The organism is Pseudomonas abietaniphila (assembly GCF_039697315.1).
Lineage (GTDB): Bacteria > Pseudomonadota > Gammaproteobacteria > Pseudomonadales > Pseudomonadaceae > Aquipseudomonas > Aquipseudomonas abietaniphila_B.
Map to the genome: position 1 here is coordinate 5,832,949 of NZ_CP155619.1, position 14,592 is coordinate 5,847,540.

The window sequence follows — 14,592 nt, forward strand, 5'->3', positions numbered from 1 at the left end:
CATCATGGGGATTTCATGAGGCCCAAAAGCGCGCAGCTTGAACAATTGTCGGGTCGATCGCAACTCCCCCAGACCAATGGGGTCTTGCTTTAAACATAGTCAAACCAGAGGCCCATGTTTATGAAAGATCTTGGTTCACGCCTGAAAGAAGAACGCAAAAGCCTCGGACTCTCGCAACAGGAATTCGGCGCGATTGGGGGCGTAGAAGCCAATGCCCAGGGGAAGTACGAAAGCGGCGAACGCATTCCTCGTTCCGATTACCTCGCAGCGCTTGGAAAGAAAGGCGTTGATGTCCTTTACGTGCTCTCCGGCAAACGAACGCCGATCGCGACCGATACGCTCAACGATGCCGAGCGGGCAATCATTACCCATTACCGGGCACTGAGTGAGGACGATCAAGAGGCGATTTCTCAGCTCGCAACCTCGTTATCGGAATGCGCGACGGACGCTGCTGCCGCTTCGTCTGCATAACCCCTCCGCCGGGGACAGTGTCAAAGACCGTGTTGCCGATGAATATACGAAACGTATATGCTTCGTATATTCATCGCGAGGTCAAACATGGGACTGGTCAAGATTTCCGAACAGATGCACGACAACATACGCTCAGCCAGCGCGGCATTGAGCCGTTCGATCAACGCTCAGGCCGAACACTGGATGAGGGTGGGCATGCTTGCCGAACTCAATCCCGGGCTGAATTACAGCGATATCTGTCAGTTGTTGATTCGTGCTGAAGCCACGGGCGACACGCTACTGAGCGCACAGCCTGAAGAGGCGATTGTTCACCAACCCCAGATCAGGGCGGTGTCGCGATGAGCATCAGCATCAAAAGCGAAGCCGATCTGGTGGGACTGCGGGTGGCCGGACGGCTGGCTGCGGATGTCTTGGCAATGATCGCCCAGCATGTGAGACCTGGCATCAGCACCGAGGCGCTCGATGACATTTGCAACGATTACATCGTCAACGAGTTGAAAGTGATCCCGGCCAATGTCGGGTACCACGGTTTCACCAAGACCACGTGTATCTCACCGAACGCGGTGGTGTGCCACGGGATTCCGTCGGCGGACGATATCCTCAAGGAAGGCGATATCGTCAACATCGATGTCGCTGTCATCAAGGATGGCTGGTACGGCGACACCAGTCGGATGTATTACGTCGGAGAGGTCAGCCCGTTGGCCCGGCGTCTGGTCGAAACCACCTATGAGGCTACCTTGGCAGGTATACACGCGGTGAAGCCTGGCGCGACGCTGGGCGACATTGGCAATGCCATCCAGACCGTGGCTTACCGGGAAGGCTTCAGCGTGGTTCGCGAATACTGCGGGCATGGCATCGGGCGTAAATATCACGAAGAGCCGCAGGTGTTGCATTACGGAGCGGCCGGGAAGGGGTTGAAACTCAAACCGGGAATGGTCTTCACCATCGAGCCGATGATCAACGCAGGTAAACCCGGGACCCATGTTCTGGATGACGGCTGGACCGTGCTGACTCGAGATCAATCGCTGTCGGCACAGTGGGAGCACATGGTGGCGGTCACGCAGACGGGTTTCGAGCTGTTGACGCCTTGGCCGGATGGCACCGGCGATTACCCAGCGGTGTGAGGGCAGTCACATCCGGACGAATAAAGTCACAATTGTACGAGTGACGAAGTGCAGACATACCTTGTAGGCTCCTTCTCGTTCCCCTGTAGTGCTGCTGCCTGACCGGCTCAAGGATGATCAGATCGGCAGCACTAGGGGAGAACACCACGCATAAAAAACCGGCCGAAGCCGGTTTTTTGTGAGCGCCTGTTTTAGCCCTCTAACTGCTTCGCGGCGTCGACGCCCGCAGAGCTCAGCTTGACTGGGTACTTGAGGCTGCGTTCGCCCTTCTCAGGAATCTCGACACATCCGTCATGGATAAGACCTGCTTTTTGCAGTGCCTCCAGGGTGTCCGCGACTGCGTGTTCCCCCCTGTAATTATCCAGAACCTCTTTGCCCAGCCCCGCCGGATGCGCGTGCAACAACCGGGTCAGGACCTCTTTTTTAAGCGCGTTATCAATGGTCATATTTTCCTCGCTTTGCTGGTTTCATGAGCGCTGCTTGTAAATACCGACCACTGGATATGAGGATGGTTTGGACTTTTATCGTCTCACCTACGTTTCCACTGCACCTGCGTCACGCCGAGACCCTCTGCGTTAAGCATGGCCAGCCGAAAGGGGCCTGCCACGACACTGCCATTGAGTGTTCCGACGCCCGCGTGCAACGTGGCGAAGTGCAGCGCTTCGCTTTCGCAAAGGTGCCTCGCCTGATGAAAGAAATGCCTGGGTTCGCCCCGAAACCGGTAATGAATTTCAAATCCCTTGGAATCATTCATGGTTTTTGGCCCGTTGGACGTTGTGCACGTCACGCTGAATGTGAGTACTTGCCCGTGTACCTGAAAGCATGATCGCCGAATGCATCGACGGTGCTGTCACTTCATTTCGAGACCGATACAGGCTTGCCGTTACTGCTGGAGGGCCGTGATCGTGGTGCGTTTTCTCTGCCTGGGACGAGTAGCCTGCGCAACGCTACCGACCCCTGGAGAATTGCATTGTTTGGCGAGCTTTTGAACCGTGCGCCGATCAGCGGCAATGTGCCATATCTGTTTGGATGGAAGCGCCTATTCGTTCATGTGAAGCGCTTTGAGTCGCCACGCTTTTGGGGGTATGGCCGACACACATTCCTGGGAGATAGGCGAGGAGCCCCTTCGACCGACACGGTGTGTAGCGAAAGGGCAATTTGATGGCCCGCGGACGCGCTGTTTTCTGGAAAAATCCTTCTTTTTCAGGCAATTCCGGGACGAGGGTGTATGCGTAGAGTGGGTTTAGGCGTGGCGGCGTTTATGTTGATGGTGGCGGCACTGCCAACCCAGGCACGGGACATCAGCAAGCATGATCTGGAAATTTGCAAATGGGGCGCCGGCATGGCCGGTACGGCACAGCAGTCCAAACTCTCCGGTACGACGCTGTACAGCGCGCGAAAGAAGCTGCAGGTGCGGACGTTTTCCAAACCCTGGATGCGCAAGATGGCGTTGGGTATCACGGAGCAAACCTACAAAAGCCCGTCTCGTCTTAAACCGGCGGCGGTGAAACAGACGTATTACGACGGCTGTATTCAGCACGAGCTGGCGCGTAAGTAACTGGAATGTTTCTCTCGGCCCAGAGGCGCCTGGTGAAGGCGCCTCTGGGCGAATGGTTGACTCGGATTCAGACGTGACGTGATCAGTGGCAGTTGCCCGCCAGGTGATAATGCTGTGCTTCAGCGGCGGCAGCGTTGTCGAATTCAACCCGATTCTTCTCTGACACCGCGTTGTAGGACGGGCAGTCCGGACGGTGGTAAACCATGGTTTTCTTGTTGCCACGAATCGCCAGCGTCAGGTTCTTCCCGCTGTCTTCGCGGGCGGCCGTGGGTTTCATCGGGTTAGGCCGTGTTGTTTCAGGTTTCGCAGAGGCGGTGGACGGGCTGCCTCCAGTGAAGTCGGCGCTGAGGAAAATCGGCGCATGATCGGACACGCTGTCGCGCCCCTGCGCGTGGGTCATCGCCAGGTATTTGGGGTAGTTGAACACCTGAACGCTGTTGACCTTGATCGCCGAATGCTTGCTGACGAAGATGTTGTCGTAAAGGTTGGAGAATTTTCCATCGGTGGTCGACAGTGTGCTCGCGCCAGTGAGCACCAGGGGCCTGGCGCTGGCATCCAGATTGTCCCAGGCAGGCGAAGTCGGTGGGGTATTGAAGTCGCCCATCAGCATGATCTGGTTGTTGCCGGGGTAAGTGTCTTTCAGCCACGCCCAGTAGCTTGACAGTGCAGTGATTTCCGAGGCACGGTCGGACTGGCTCTTTCCGTACAGAATATGCACCGTGGCGACCACAAATGTTGTGCCGTCCTTGAGCGATTTGAAGCGTGCAGAATACGGTTCGCGTTCGAACGTGTCGTTGCGGTCAAGGTAGGTGACGGCGCCATCTTCGTAGGCAACCACGTCGTCACGCCACACAAAACCGTACATCTCCTTGTAGGACGATCGGCCAACCGCGTGTGACGCCATCGAACTCCAGCGCTTGCCGGTCTGCTTGGTCAGCTCCTTGGCCAGGACTTGCAGTGCGTCCTCGTTCATCAACTCCTGAACGGCGAGAAAGTCGACTTTTTGCGCGACTTTGGCAATGCCTTGAAAATCCTTGTTTGGCCGCACACTCAGGTGCTCCAGGTTCCAGGTGCCGATATTCACGTCGGCCGAAGCGGTCTGCAGGAAAGAAAGGGTCAACAGCAACGAAACAAAAAATCTGAGCATTGTTTTCCAACTACGGGCTGGTTAAAGCGATGGCGAGCGGAGTGGCTCGCCGGAAGGGCTGTTTTGATCGGTTCGGGTTACAACGGGGTGCTGATCAATCTTCCTTGGGCACGGTCCAGAAGATCTGTACACCGCCGTCATCTCGGTAGGCGAGGGTGACGTTGTCGTTTTCGGCGATTTCTTCGAGCAACTGATTCCAGTCATCTTCCTGCTCGTCAGGCAGGCGAAAGATCAACGCGGCGCGGGATTTCTGCGCGGTGGGCGAATTGATGATCTTTTGGATGCGAATGCCCAGGCGTTCGTAGGCACCCGGAAGTTCAGCGACTGAAGCGGCTTGTTTAGACACGGAAGGTATCCCTTGTTATTGCTGTATGTACATACAGTATTTCACTGTGGGACGTTTCGCAAGATTGGAGTAGGCCCAATCGGCGCCGGCACGTCATCTCCCTGTTTTTTCCTACCCTTTTTGATTCGCGAACCAAAGCCGATCGAGTCGATCAGATCCTATGTAAGCAATTCAGTTCGTAATGGCCGAAAAATTAAGGAGTTTTCATGAATATCAAAGGGTTGGGATTGCCTGTCGCATGGGTGTGCTGCGCGCTGCTTGCCGGGTGTTCGACGTCAACTGTGGTGACGCTGCAGAACGGCACTCAATACGTCACCAAGGATGCGCCGAAGACCAAAAGCAAGGACGGTTTTTACGAGTTCGAGGACATCTCCGGAAAGGCCGTGAAGGTGCGTGCGGACGAGGTGGCAACGGTTAAAGAAGAAGACTGAATCACTGAGGCGCCTGATCGAATCGATCAGGCGCCTCTTTTTGGGGGCACGGGTTTAAATCAGTATTCCCAGAACATCCGTTGCAGCTCTTTGCTGTCGTTGGTTTTTGTCAATCCCACCATCGCCAGAATCCGGGCTTTCTGCGGATTCAAATCATGAGCGACCACCCAGTCGTATTTGTCATCCGGCTGCTCTGCGTTGCGCAGTACGAAACCGCCGGCGTTGACATGGGAGGAGCGAATGATCTGTACACCGTCCTTGCGCAGCGCCTGAAGCGAAGGCACCACTTTCGACGACACGGACCCGTTGCCTGTGCCGGCATGAATGATTGCCTTGGCGCCTGATTGAGCCAGTGCCTTGTAGGCCGTGTCGGTGACGTTGCCGTAGGAGTACGCGATGTCCACCTGAGGCAGGCTGCTGATCTGGCGGATATCGAATTCCGAGTTCTGCGTATGACGTTTCGCGGGCAGGCGGAACCAGTAGGATTTGCCCTCGACCACCATGCCCAGCGCGCCCCATGGGCTTTTGAATGCTTCGGTTTTGATGTTGATCATCTTGCTGACGTCACGACCGGACTGGATCTCGTCGTTCATGGTCACTAACACGCCTTTGCCTTTGGACTCCGGGTTGCTGGCCACGGCAACGGCGCTGTACAGGTTGAGCATGCCATCCGCCGACATGGCAGTGCCTGGACGCATGGACCCGACCACGACGATAGGCTTCTCGGTTTTTTCCACGAGGTTGAGGAAGTAAGCGGTTTCCTCCAGCGTATCGGTGCCATGGGTGATGACGATGCCATCGACGTCCGGGCTATCGGCCAGTTCGGCCACGCGTTTGCCCAGTTGCAGCAGGTTCTCGTTGGTGATGCTTTCGGAGGCAATCTGTAGAACCTGCTCGCCCCGTACATTGGCCAGCGTCGCCAGCTCGGGTACGCCAGCGATCAGCTTGTCGACGCCGACCTTCGCGGCTTGGTAGGTCGCGCTGTTGGCGGTGCTGGCGCCTGCACCAGCGATGGTACCGCCTGTGGCGAGGATGACCACGTTGGCCAGTTTCGACTTCTGTTGCGGTGGCTGTTCGGCGGTGTCCGCCCATGTAATGCCCGGAACGAGGAGGAGGCAGAAGGCCAAGACGCCTGGTTTGAAGGTATTGACTGCAGCATTCATTGTTATTGTTCCCGCTGTGTAGTGACAGTGCCGTCCTGACACCGTTGGAGCCCGCTTTTCCAGATCGAGAAAAACGGAGTGCCCTCCGAGGGTGCAGAATCCATACCAATCGGGAAACGGTCCGAGCGACGTAGGAATACTCCCTGTTTCATTGAAGGGCTGGAGCGCTTGAGGTCGTCGGGCGTCCGGGTTGCCGAATATTCACGCGCACGACCATTCGGATAGCCGAATGGCAGCAACGGTCAATCTGCCCGACTTAGACGTCTGCGCGCTGCTGGAAGATCTGTCCTGTGCGGCGAGGGAAAGGTGAGCCACGTCGCACGTGACGAACCGCAGCGTTTACGCTGTTGACAAATCGTGCAGCGATTCTCATAGTTTCACTCACGCAAACGTTTGCGATTCGTCGAAGTCTGCGACACGACGCGCATCCGGTGCCGATAAAATAATCATAATGTCGGAGTGATTCCATGAAGCTGCCATTCGCTGCACGTCTTCTTGCTGTTGCCGTGCTCACCGCAAGTGCTGTAACCCTGCCTCTCTCTTCTGCCTACGCTGACGACGCGAAGAAACCCACCGTCGCGCTGGTGATGAAATCCCTCGCCAACGAATTCTTCCTGACCATGGAAGACGGCGCGAAAGCCTACCAAAAAGACCATTCTGCTGATTTCGATCTGATCTCCAACGGCATCAAGAACGAATCCGACACGGCCGCGCAGATTGATATCGTCAATCAGATGATCGTCAAGAAAGTCGATGCGCTGGTGATTGCACCTGCGGACTCCAAAGCGCTGGCGTCCGTGCTCAAGAAGGCTCAGGACGCGGGTATCAAAGTCGTCAACATCGACAACCAGCTCGATGCCGACGTGCTGAAAAGCAAGGGCATGGAAGTGCCGTTCGTAGGCCCGAACAACCGCAAAGGCGCCAAGCTGGTGGGTGACTACCTGGCCAAGCAACTGACGGCGGGCGATCAGGTCGGCATCATCGAAGGCGTGCCAACCACAACGAACGCACAGCAGCGCACGGCGGGTTTCAAGGACGCGATGGAGGCTGCGCAGATGAAAATCGTCTCCACGCAGTCGGGTAACTGGGAAATCGACAAGGGCAACGCCGTTGCATCGGCCATGCTCAACGAATACCCGAACCTGAAAGCCTTGCTGGCCGGTAACGACAGCATGGCGCTGGGCGCTGTGTCGGCTGTCCGTGCAGCGGGCAAGGCGGGCAAGGTGCAGGTCGTCGGCTACGACAACATCAACGCGATCAAGCCGATGCTCAAGGATGGTCGGGTCCTCGCGACAGCTGACCAGTTTGCCGCGCGCCAGGCTGTGTTCGGCATCGACACTGCCTTGAAAATGGTCAAGGGCGAAAAGCTCGACATCAAGGACGGTGTCATCGAGACCCCGGTCGAACTCGTCACCAAGCCTCAGTAAACCGGCTGTCCTAAAACACCTGTAAATACCGCCTGCCCGCAAGGGCAGGCGCGTGGAGAGCGTTATGTCAGCGTCTGCTCAGGCCGCTGTTCTATCTGTCAGTGGCATCGGCAAAACCTACGCCCAACCTGTTCTCGGTGACATCGACCTGACGCTGATGCGTGGGGAAGTGTTGGCGTTGACGGGGGAGAACGGCGCAGGCAAAAGCACCTTGTCCAAAATCATCGGCGGGTTGGTGACACCCACCACCGGCCAGATGCAGTTTCAGGGGCAGGCCTACGAACCGGCGAGTCGCACCCAGGCTGAAAAACTGGGCGTGCGCATGGTCATGCAGGAGTTGAATTTGCTGCCCACATTGTCGGTGGCGGAGAACCTGTTCCTTGACAACCTGCCCAGCCGTGCCGGTTTCATCAATCGCAAGAAACTGCGTGAAGACGCAATCAAGGCCATGGCTCAAGTCGGGCTGGAAGCGATCGATCCCGACACGTTGGTCGGTGAACTAGGCATTGGTCATCAACAGATGGTCGAAATCGCCCGCAACCTGATCGGCGATTGCCACGTTTTGATTCTCGACGAGCCGACAGCGATGCTGACGGCCCGTGAAGTAGAGATGCTGTTCGAGCAGATCACCCGCTTGCAGGATCGCGGCGTTTCCATCGTTTACATCTCCCATCGCCTGGAAGAGCTGGCCCGCGTTGCGCAGCGAATCGCAGTGTTGCGTGACGGAAAACTCGTATGCGTCGACGCAATGGCCAACTACAACAGCGAGCAGTTGGTGACCCTGATGGTGGGTCGCGAACTGGGCGAGCAGATCGATCTGGGACAGCGCCAGATCGGTCACGTGGCGCTGTCGGTCAAAGGCTTGAGCCGTTCCGACAAAGTCCGCGATGTTTCCTTTGACGTCCGCGCGGGCGAGATTTTCGGCATTTCGGGACTGATCGGTGCGGGCCGTACCGAGCTGCTGCGCCTTATCTACGGCGCGGATGCGGCAGACAGTGGCTCCATTGCAGTCGGCAGCCCGCTGAAACCCGTGCGCGTGAACTCGCCGGTGGATGCTGTTAGCCACGGCATTGCCTTGATCACCGAGGACCGAAAGGGCGAAGGATTGCTGCTGTCGCAGTCGATCAGCGCCAACATTGCGCTGGGCAACATGGAAGCGATTTCCAGTGCCGGCGTCGTCAATGGCGCCGCTGAAATGTCCCTGGCCAGACGTCAGGTGGACGCCATGCGCATTCGCAGTTCGAGCCCGACTCAACTGGTGTCGGAATTGTCTGGCGGCAACCAGCAGAAAGTCGTGATCGGCCGGTGGCTGGAGCGTGACTGTCAGGTGATGCTGTTCGACGAGCCAACGCGCGGCATCGATGTCGGGGCCAAATTCGATATCTACGCGCTGCTGGGTGAACTGACCCGTCAGGGCAGGGCGCTGGTGGTGGTTTCCAGTGATTTGCGCGAATTGATGCTGATCTGCGACCGCATTGGCGTGTTGTCTGCCGGTCGCCTCATCGACACCTTCGAACGCGATACCTGGACACAGGACGAACTGCTCGCTGCCGCCTTCGCCGGCTATCAAAAACGTGATGCGCTGCTGTCTGAAGCAGCGCCCAGGAACGACTGATGAAAACCTCGACTCCTTCGGCCGCGCTGCCTTCTCCCGGCAAGCGCAGCGGCAACTATTTTGGCCTGGGCACCTACCTGGGCCTGGCGGGCGCGTTGCTCGCCATGATCGTGCTGTTCTCGCTGCTCAGCGATCACTTCCTGTCCTATGAAACCTTCAGCACGCTGGCCAACCAGATCCCTGACCTGATGGTGCTGGCGGTCGGCATGACGTTCATTCTGATCATCGGCGGGATTGACCTGTCGGTGGGGTCGGTGCTGGCCTTGGCGGCGTCGGCCGTCAGCGTGGCGATGCTCGGTTGGGGATGGGGCGTGTTCCCGTCGGCGTTGCTGGGCATGGTCTGCGCGACGGCGGCGGGTACGCTGACCGGCTCGATCACCGTGGCGTGGCGCATTCCGTCGTTCATCGTTTCGCTGGGCGTGCTGGAAATGGCCCGAGGCGTGGCGTATCAGCTGACCGATTCTCGCACCGCCTACATTGGTGACTCGTTTGCCTGGCTCTCCAATCCGTTTGCATTTGGCATCTCGCCTTCGTTCGTCATCGCGCTGCTGGTGATCTTCGCGGCTCAGGCAGTCCTCACTCGTACGGTGTTCGGTCGTTACCTGATCGGCATCGGCACCAATGAGGAAGCGGTGCGTCTGGCCGGGATCAATCCGAAGCCCTACAAGATTCTGGTGTTCTCGCTGATGGGGCTGCTGGCGGGCGTTGCTGCACTGTTTCAGATTTCGCGCCTGGAAGCGGCCGACCCGAACGCGGGGTCAGGGCTGGAGCTGCAAGTGATCGCTGCCGTGGTCATCGGTGGCACCAGCCTGATGGGCGGACGTGGCTCTGTCATCAGTACGTTCTTCGGTGTGCTGATCATCTCCGTGCTGGCGGCGGGCCTTGCGCAGATCGGCGCAACGGAGCCGACCAAGCGCATCATCACCGGTGCTGTGATCGTGGTCGCGGTGATCCTCGACACCTACCGCAGCAATCGCGCACGGCGGCGCGGCTGATATGGCCACCATCAAAGATGTGGCTGCAATTGCAGGCATTTCGTACACCACCGTGTCGCATGTTCTCAACAGAACACGACCGGTGAGCGACGAGGTGCGCAAGAAAGTGGAAGCTGCCATTGTGCAACTGGACTACGTGCCCAGTGCCGTGGCGCGCTCCCTGAAAGCCAAATCCACCGCGACCATCGGGTTGCTGATTCCCAACGGCATTAACCCTTACTTTGCCGAGCTTGCTCGAGGCATTGAAGACTATTGCGAGCGTAACGGGTTCTGCGTGATTCTCTGCAACTCCGACGACAACCTGGACAAGCAACGCAATTATTTACGCGTGCTGCTGGAGAAGCGAGTGGACGGTCTGATCGTTTCGTCGGTGGGCGGCGGCGACAGTCTGGTCGACAGCCTGGCGTCGGTCAGGACGCCGATGGTCATCGTCGACCGTGATCTGGAAAACATCACCGCCGATCTGGTGCGCATCGACCATGAGCTGGGCGCTTATCTGGCCACCTCGCACTTGCTGGGGTTGGGGCATCGCCACATCGCCTGTATTAGCGGACCCGCTGAAACCAGCGTTGCCCGCATGCGTCTGGCCGGGTATCACCGCGCGATGCAGGAAGCGGGTATCGACGTTCCGGACAGCTGGGTCGTGGAGAGCGATTTCACCGGGCCCAGCGGCTACAGGGCTGCCGGCACATTGCTGGAAAACGATAGGCCGACGGCGATCTTTGCTGCCAACGATATGGTAGGGATCGGGGTGCTGCGTGCGGCGGCCGAACGCAACGTACGTGTCCCCGCCGATCTTTCGGTGATCGGCTTCGATGACATTCAGATGAGTCAGTACGTTTTCCCGGCGCTGACCACCGTGGGCCAGTCGATTCTGCAGCTGGGTGAGCGCGCCGCCGAGGTGTTGCTCAAGCGGATTTCGACTCGCGGCGACAGCGCGGTGCAGCAGCTGATTGTTGCCCCAAGCATCGTGCTGCGTGAATCCACTGCGCCGCCAACCAACGCATTCAACGAGTTTCGCTGAGCCGGGCCCCGTGTCCGGATTGAAGAGTAAAGACGTCATGCAAGCAAAAGTAGTGATAGTGGGCAGCCTCAACATGGACCTGGTGACGCGTGCACCGCGTTTGCCGCGCGCCGGTGAAACACTCGCCGGCCAGTCGTTCGTCACGGTGCCGGGCGGGAAGGGCGCAAACCAGGCGGTCGCCGCTGCGCGTCTCGGCGCCAGTGTGGCCATGATCGGCTGTGTCGGTGATGACGCCTACGGTGAGCAGCTGCGCGCCGCGTTGCTGGCGGAGGGCATTGATTGTCAGGCCGTGACTGCCATTGCCGGTGAGTCGACCGGGGTTGCCCTGATTGTGGTGGACGACAGCAGCCAGAACGCGATCGTCATCGTTGCCGGCGGTAATGGGCACGTCAGCGCCGGTGTGGTCGACAGTTTCGACGCATTGCTAAGCCAGGCCGAGGTGATCATCTGTCAGCTCGAAGTCCCGATGGCCACCGTCGGCCATGTCCTCAAGCGTGGGCGCGAGCTGAATAAGACGGTCATCCTCAATCCGGCTCCCGCCAGCGGTCCATTGCCAGCCGAATGGTACGCCTGGATTGATTATCTGATCCCGAACGAAAGCGAGGCCACGGCATTGACGGGGTTGCCGGTCGACAGCGTGGCGACGGCCGATGCCGCTGCCACTGCCCTGCTTGCGTCGGGCGTGAGCAAGGTCATTGTCACGCTGGGTGAGCAGGGGGCGTTATCCGCCAGTCAGGCAGGCTCTGCGCATTTCCCCGCGCCGAAGGTCAAACCGGTCGATACCACTGCCGCCGGTGACACGTTTGTCGGCGGATTCGCGGCGGCGCTCGCTGAAGGCAAATCCGAGCCGGACGCCATACGTTTCGGACAGATCGCCGCAGCGTTGTCCGTCACCCGTTCCGGCGCTCAGCCTTCCATTCCGACGTTCAACGAAGTCCAGGGTTATTAACCATGAAAAAAACACCACTGCTCAATATCGCGCTGTCACGGGTGGTCGCGTCGCTGGGGCACGGCGATGTCCTGATGATCGTCGATGCCGGGATGCCGGTGCCTGCGGGGGTCGAGCTCATTGATCTGGCCGTCACCCACGGGGTGCCTGACTTCGTCAGTGTGTTGAACACCGTGCTCGCCGAAATGCAGGTGGAAAGCCACGTGCTCGCAGATGAAATGCGTGAAAAGCAACCGCCGGCGCTGGCCGTGCTCGACACGCTTAACGCCGCAGGGCATCTGGGCGAGCAGCGTCTTGTCAGTCATGAAGCGTTGAAACAGTTGAGCCGCAACGCTCGCGCCATTGTGCGCACCGGCGAATGCCAGCCGTATACGAACATTGCACTGGTGTCCGGCGTCGTCTTCTGACGCCACCGCTTTCCGTGCCATCCTCAAGAAACAGGGAGTTTCCTATGCACACATGTCGTCACATTTTCGTTCACCTGATCAGGAGTGTTGCTCTGTTGGCCATTCTTTCCGCCACGGCTGTTCAAGCAGCCGAAAAACGCGATCTGATCATCGACACCGATCCCGGGGCGGACGACGTCGTTGCGCTGCTGTTGGCATTGGCGTCCCCTGAAGAACTGAATGTCATGGCGATCACCACGGTGGCGGGGAACGTGCGCATTGACAAGACGTCGCGCAACGCACGCCTGGCCCGAGAGTGGGCAGGGCGCGAGGAGGTTCCGGTTTACGCGGGCGCGGGTCGGCCGTTGGTGCGCACGCCGATTTATGCCGAGAACATTCACGGCAAGGAAGGCTTGCCGGGCGTAGAGGTGCACGAACCGAAAAAAGGTCTGGCGCAGGGTAATGCGGTGCAGTACCTGGTGGAGACGTTGCGCAACGCCGCGCCTCACAGCATCACCATTGCCATGCTGGGACCGCAGACCAATCTGGCCCTCGCGCTGGTTCAAGCGCCCGACATCACCCAGGGCATCAAGGAAGTGGTGGTCATGGGCGGTGCGCATTTCAACGGCGGTAACATCACGCCCGTGGCGGAATTCAACCTCTACGCCGATCCGGATGCCGCCAAGGTGGTCCTCGCCAGCGGGGTCAAACTGACCTATGTGCCGCTGGATGTGACGCACAAGATGCTCACCAGCGATCAGCGCCTCAAGCAGATCGAAGCCTTGAACAATCAGGCGGGCAAGCTGGTCGGCAGCATTCTCAATGAATACGTCAAGGCTGACATGGTGCATTACGGGCTGCCGGGTGGTCCGGTGCATGACGCCAGCGTCATCGCGTGGCTGCTGAAGCCGGAGCTGTTCAGCGGCAGGCAGGTCAACCTGGTGATCGACAGCCGCGAAGGCCCTGGCTTTGGTCAGACGGTCGCCGACTGGTATGACACGCTGGGACAGAACAAGAACGTGTTCTGGGTCGAAAATGGCGATGCCCAAGGTTTCTTCGACCTCCTGACCCAGCGTCTTGGACGTCTCAAGTAACCGCGGTCAGGCGTTGTCCAGCACCGCCGTGGAATAGCGCAGAAACACCTGATTCATGAAGTTCTGGGCGCCCGAGGTGCCCAGTTCCTTGACCAGCAGATCGACTGCGATGATGGCCAGCTCCTCCGGGCTTCCCGGGCTGTGTGCACAATGTCCCTGGGGCCATTTGGCCTTGATGTCCGCATCGATCGATACGATTGTCATGGTGTTTCATCCCTCTCGAAAACGGTCAATTCCTGCCATCGATACCCGCGCTTGAGGGTGCGAGCAGGGCGTGCAGTAAACCATCTTGTCTGGTTTTGCGCACTGCGACTTAGGCATGAACACCGATGCATGCCAGAATTGGCGACTTTCATGTCAGGGCCTTACCGGTGTCTATCGATCTTACCGATTCACGATCTTTTACCCTCGACGCTGTGAGGCAGATGATCGCAAGCGCAAATGACAATACCCATAATCAGTTAAGGGTCAGCCGTGATGGCAAGGCATGGCTGTCCAGCGCGGCAGTGGGTGGGGTTGATATCGAGGGCCTGTTGTTTCGCCTTGAAACCTGGGCTGCCGGCTCCGGCTGTGTTGGTCCTGTCGCCGCGAGCGATGCGGTCTGGGTGACGCAGATCTACAACGCGCTGCGGGATAACTGGGCTGAACCGCGCGTTGATTATGTGGATGTGTACTAGCGTTACCCTGCTCGGATTGAGTCAGTTCCTAAACGTTTTGTGACGATTTGTTTGCCCTGACCACGGCAGGTCTCCGGCAGACTCCGGCCTTCGTCGGCGACACGGCCAGCCGCGTCTTTAAGGGTGTCAACGAAACCCTGCGGATCGAGCGCTGTCGCACAGGTTCTGGTTCACGTTAAACGTAA

Annotated in this window: 19 protein-coding genes; 13 read left to right on the forward strand and 6 right to left on the reverse strand. The window is 58.5% G+C overall.

The features are described 5' to 3' along the window. Positions 1–120 precede the first annotated feature (120 nt). From ABDX87_RS25670 to map, 3 genes are all read left to right on the forward strand, one after another. On the forward strand, positions 121–471 hold the full coding sequence (locus ABDX87_RS25670) for a helix-turn-helix domain-containing protein (protein WP_074753211.1): 351 nt from the start codon (positions 121–123) through the stop codon (positions 469–471). Between the two features lie 87 nt (positions 472–558). Further along, positions 559–813: a ParD-like family protein gene (locus tag ABDX87_RS25675; protein ID WP_346830411.1), complete on the forward strand. Its 255-nt coding sequence runs from the start codon at positions 559–561 to the stop codon at positions 811–813. Further along, the gene (map, locus tag ABDX87_RS25680) at positions 810–1,595 is read left to right on the forward strand and encodes a type I methionyl aminopeptidase (RefSeq protein WP_346830412.1); all 786 of its coding nucleotides are present in this window, start codon (positions 810–812) and stop codon (positions 1,593–1,595) included. Before ABDX87_RS25675 ends, map begins: the two co-directional genes overlap by 4 nt. A gap of 191 nt (positions 1,596–1,786) precedes the next feature. Here the strand turns inward: map and ABDX87_RS25685 are convergent, their stop codons facing one another. Both ABDX87_RS25685 and ABDX87_RS25690 read right to left on the reverse strand, forming a co-directional pair. Continuing rightward, a complete protein-coding gene (locus ABDX87_RS25685; RefSeq protein WP_346830413.1) occupies positions 1,787–2,041 on the reverse strand; it encodes a hypothetical protein in 255 nt (84 codons plus the stop codon). An 83-nt stretch (positions 2,042–2,124) separates the two neighbouring features. Continuing rightward, entirely contained in the window at positions 2,125–2,349 is a 225-nt protein-coding gene (locus tag ABDX87_RS25690; RefSeq protein ID WP_346830414.1) for a DUF6555 family protein, read from the reverse strand. A 474-nt stretch (positions 2,350–2,823) separates the two neighbouring features. Here ABDX87_RS25690 and ABDX87_RS25695 point away from each other — a divergent pair, with 474 nt between their 5' ends. Further along, positions 2,824–3,153, forward strand: coding sequence for a hypothetical protein (locus tag ABDX87_RS25695; protein WP_346830415.1), 330 nt, complete (start codon positions 2,824–2,826; stop codon positions 3,151–3,153). Between the two features lie 82 nt (positions 3,154–3,235). Here ABDX87_RS25695 and ABDX87_RS25700 read toward each other — a convergent pair whose 3' ends face one another. After that, positions 3,236–4,300 carry an endonuclease/exonuclease/phosphatase family protein gene (locus tag ABDX87_RS25700; protein WP_346830416.1) on the reverse strand — a complete coding sequence of 355 codons (1,065 nt, stop codon included), beginning with the start codon at positions 4,298–4,300 and terminating at the stop codon, positions 3,236–3,238. 94 nt (positions 4,301–4,394) lie between these two features. Continuing rightward, positions 4,395–4,646, reverse strand: a complete 252-nt coding sequence (locus tag ABDX87_RS25705) for a DUF1654 domain-containing protein (protein ID WP_346830417.1) — start codon at positions 4,644–4,646, stop codon at positions 4,395–4,397. 206 nt (positions 4,647–4,852) lie between these two features. On the opposite strand from ABDX87_RS25705, the gene ABDX87_RS25710 reads away from it, so the two are divergent. Continuing rightward, entirely contained in the window at positions 4,853–5,077 is a 225-nt protein-coding gene (locus ABDX87_RS25710; RefSeq protein WP_346830418.1) for a YgdI/YgdR family lipoprotein, read from the forward strand. Between the two features lie 59 nt (positions 5,078–5,136). On the opposite strand, the gene ABDX87_RS25715 is transcribed toward ABDX87_RS25710, so the two are convergent. Continuing rightward, positions 5,137–6,240, reverse strand: a complete 1,104-nt coding sequence (locus ABDX87_RS25715; RefSeq protein ID WP_346830419.1) for an asparaginase — start codon at positions 6,238–6,240, stop codon at positions 5,137–5,139. A 467-nt stretch (positions 6,241–6,707) separates the two neighbouring features. On the opposite strand from ABDX87_RS25715, the gene ABDX87_RS25720 reads away from it, so the two are divergent. The 7 genes from ABDX87_RS25720 (at position 6,708) to ABDX87_RS25750 (ending at position 13,730) form a co-directional block, all read left to right on the forward strand. Next, entirely contained in the window at positions 6,708–7,667 is a 960-nt protein-coding gene (locus ABDX87_RS25720) for a sugar ABC transporter substrate-binding protein (RefSeq protein ID WP_346830420.1), read from the forward strand. 64 nt (positions 7,668–7,731) lie between these two features. Then, the gene (locus ABDX87_RS25725; protein WP_346830421.1) at positions 7,732–9,282 is read left to right on the forward strand and encodes a sugar ABC transporter ATP-binding protein; all 1,551 of its coding nucleotides are present in this window, start codon (positions 7,732–7,734) and stop codon (positions 9,280–9,282) included. Next, positions 9,282–10,277, forward strand: a complete 996-nt coding sequence (locus ABDX87_RS25730; protein ID WP_346830422.1) for an ABC transporter permease — start codon at positions 9,282–9,284, stop codon at positions 10,275–10,277. Before ABDX87_RS25725 ends, ABDX87_RS25730 begins: the two co-directional genes overlap by 1 nt. Before the next feature lies 1 nt (position 10,278). After that, a complete protein-coding gene (locus ABDX87_RS25735; RefSeq protein WP_346830423.1) occupies positions 10,279–11,301 on the forward strand; it encodes a LacI family DNA-binding transcriptional regulator in 1,023 nt (340 codons plus the stop codon). A 37-nt stretch (positions 11,302–11,338) separates the two neighbouring features. Continuing rightward, positions 11,339–12,250: a ribokinase gene (gene rbsK / locus ABDX87_RS25740; RefSeq protein ID WP_346830424.1), complete on the forward strand. Its 912-nt coding sequence runs from the start codon at positions 11,339–11,341 to the stop codon at positions 12,248–12,250. 2 nt (positions 12,251–12,252) lie between these two features. Continuing rightward, on the forward strand, positions 12,253–12,657 hold the full coding sequence (rbsD, locus tag ABDX87_RS25745; RefSeq protein WP_346830425.1) for a D-ribose pyranase: 405 nt from the start codon (positions 12,253–12,255) through the stop codon (positions 12,655–12,657). A gap of 44 nt (positions 12,658–12,701) precedes the next feature. Further along, positions 12,702–13,730 carry a nucleoside hydrolase gene (locus tag ABDX87_RS25750; RefSeq protein ID WP_346830426.1) on the forward strand — a complete coding sequence of 343 codons (1,029 nt, stop codon included), beginning with the start codon at positions 12,702–12,704 and terminating at the stop codon, positions 13,728–13,730. Between the two features lie 6 nt (positions 13,731–13,736). Here ABDX87_RS25750 and ABDX87_RS25755 read toward each other — a convergent pair whose 3' ends face one another. Beyond that, entirely contained in the window at positions 13,737–13,934 is a 198-nt protein-coding gene (locus ABDX87_RS25755) for a hypothetical protein (RefSeq protein WP_346830427.1), read from the reverse strand. A 167-nt stretch (positions 13,935–14,101) separates the two neighbouring features. On the opposite strand from ABDX87_RS25755, the gene ABDX87_RS25760 reads away from it, so the two are divergent. Further along, positions 14,102–14,407, forward strand: coding sequence for a hypothetical protein (locus ABDX87_RS25760; RefSeq protein ID WP_431061279.1), 306 nt, complete (start codon positions 14,102–14,104; stop codon positions 14,405–14,407). Positions 14,408–14,592: the final 185 nt, after the last annotated feature.

Excerpts from the sequence above, each read along its gene's own strand:
- ABDX87_RS25685 (WP_346830413.1), bottom strand. The coding sequence starts at position 2,041 with ATGACCATTGATAACGCGCTTAAAAAAGAGGTCCTGACCCGGTTGTTG.
- ABDX87_RS25670 (WP_074753211.1), top strand. The coding sequence starts at position 121 with ATGAAAGATCTTGGTTCACGCCTGAAAGAAGAACGCAAAAGCCTCGGA.
- map (WP_346830412.1), top strand. The coding sequence starts at position 810 with ATGAGCATCAGCATCAAAAGCGAAGCCGATCTGGTGGGACTGCGGGTG.
- ABDX87_RS25700 (WP_346830416.1), bottom strand. The coding sequence starts at position 4,300 with ATGCTCAGATTTTTTGTTTCGTTGCTGTTGACCCTTTCTTTCCTGCAG.
- rbsK (WP_346830424.1), top strand. The coding sequence starts at position 11,339 with ATGCAAGCAAAAGTAGTGATAGTGGGCAGCCTCAACATGGACCTGGTG.
- ABDX87_RS25695 (WP_346830415.1), top strand. The coding sequence starts at position 2,824 with ATGCGTAGAGTGGGTTTAGGCGTGGCGGCGTTTATGTTGATGGTGGCG.
- ABDX87_RS25675 (WP_346830411.1), top strand. The coding sequence starts at position 559 with ATGGGACTGGTCAAGATTTCCGAACAGATGCACGACAACATACGCTCA.
- ABDX87_RS25750 (WP_346830426.1), top strand. The coding sequence starts at position 12,702 with ATGCACACATGTCGTCACATTTTCGTTCACCTGATCAGGAGTGTTGCT.
- ABDX87_RS25755 (WP_346830427.1), bottom strand. The coding sequence starts at position 13,934 with ATGACAATCGTATCGATCGATGCGGACATCAAGGCCAAATGGCCCCAG.
- rbsD (WP_346830425.1), top strand. The coding sequence starts at position 12,253 with ATGAAAAAAACACCACTGCTCAATATCGCGCTGTCACGGGTGGTCGCG.
- ABDX87_RS25720 (WP_346830420.1), top strand. The coding sequence starts at position 6,708 with ATGAAGCTGCCATTCGCTGCACGTCTTCTTGCTGTTGCCGTGCTCACC.
- ABDX87_RS25730 (WP_346830422.1), top strand. The coding sequence starts at position 9,282 with ATGAAAACCTCGACTCCTTCGGCCGCGCTGCCTTCTCCCGGCAAGCGC.
- ABDX87_RS25735 (WP_346830423.1), top strand. The coding sequence starts at position 10,279 with ATGGCCACCATCAAAGATGTGGCTGCAATTGCAGGCATTTCGTACACC.
- ABDX87_RS25725 (WP_346830421.1), top strand. The coding sequence starts at position 7,732 with ATGTCAGCGTCTGCTCAGGCCGCTGTTCTATCTGTCAGTGGCATCGGC.
- ABDX87_RS25690 (WP_346830414.1), bottom strand. The coding sequence starts at position 2,349 with ATGAATGATTCCAAGGGATTTGAAATTCATTACCGGTTTCGGGGCGAA.
- ABDX87_RS25715 (WP_346830419.1), bottom strand. The coding sequence starts at position 6,240 with ATGAATGCTGCAGTCAATACCTTCAAACCAGGCGTCTTGGCCTTCTGC.
- ABDX87_RS25710 (WP_346830418.1), top strand. The coding sequence starts at position 4,853 with ATGAATATCAAAGGGTTGGGATTGCCTGTCGCATGGGTGTGCTGCGCG.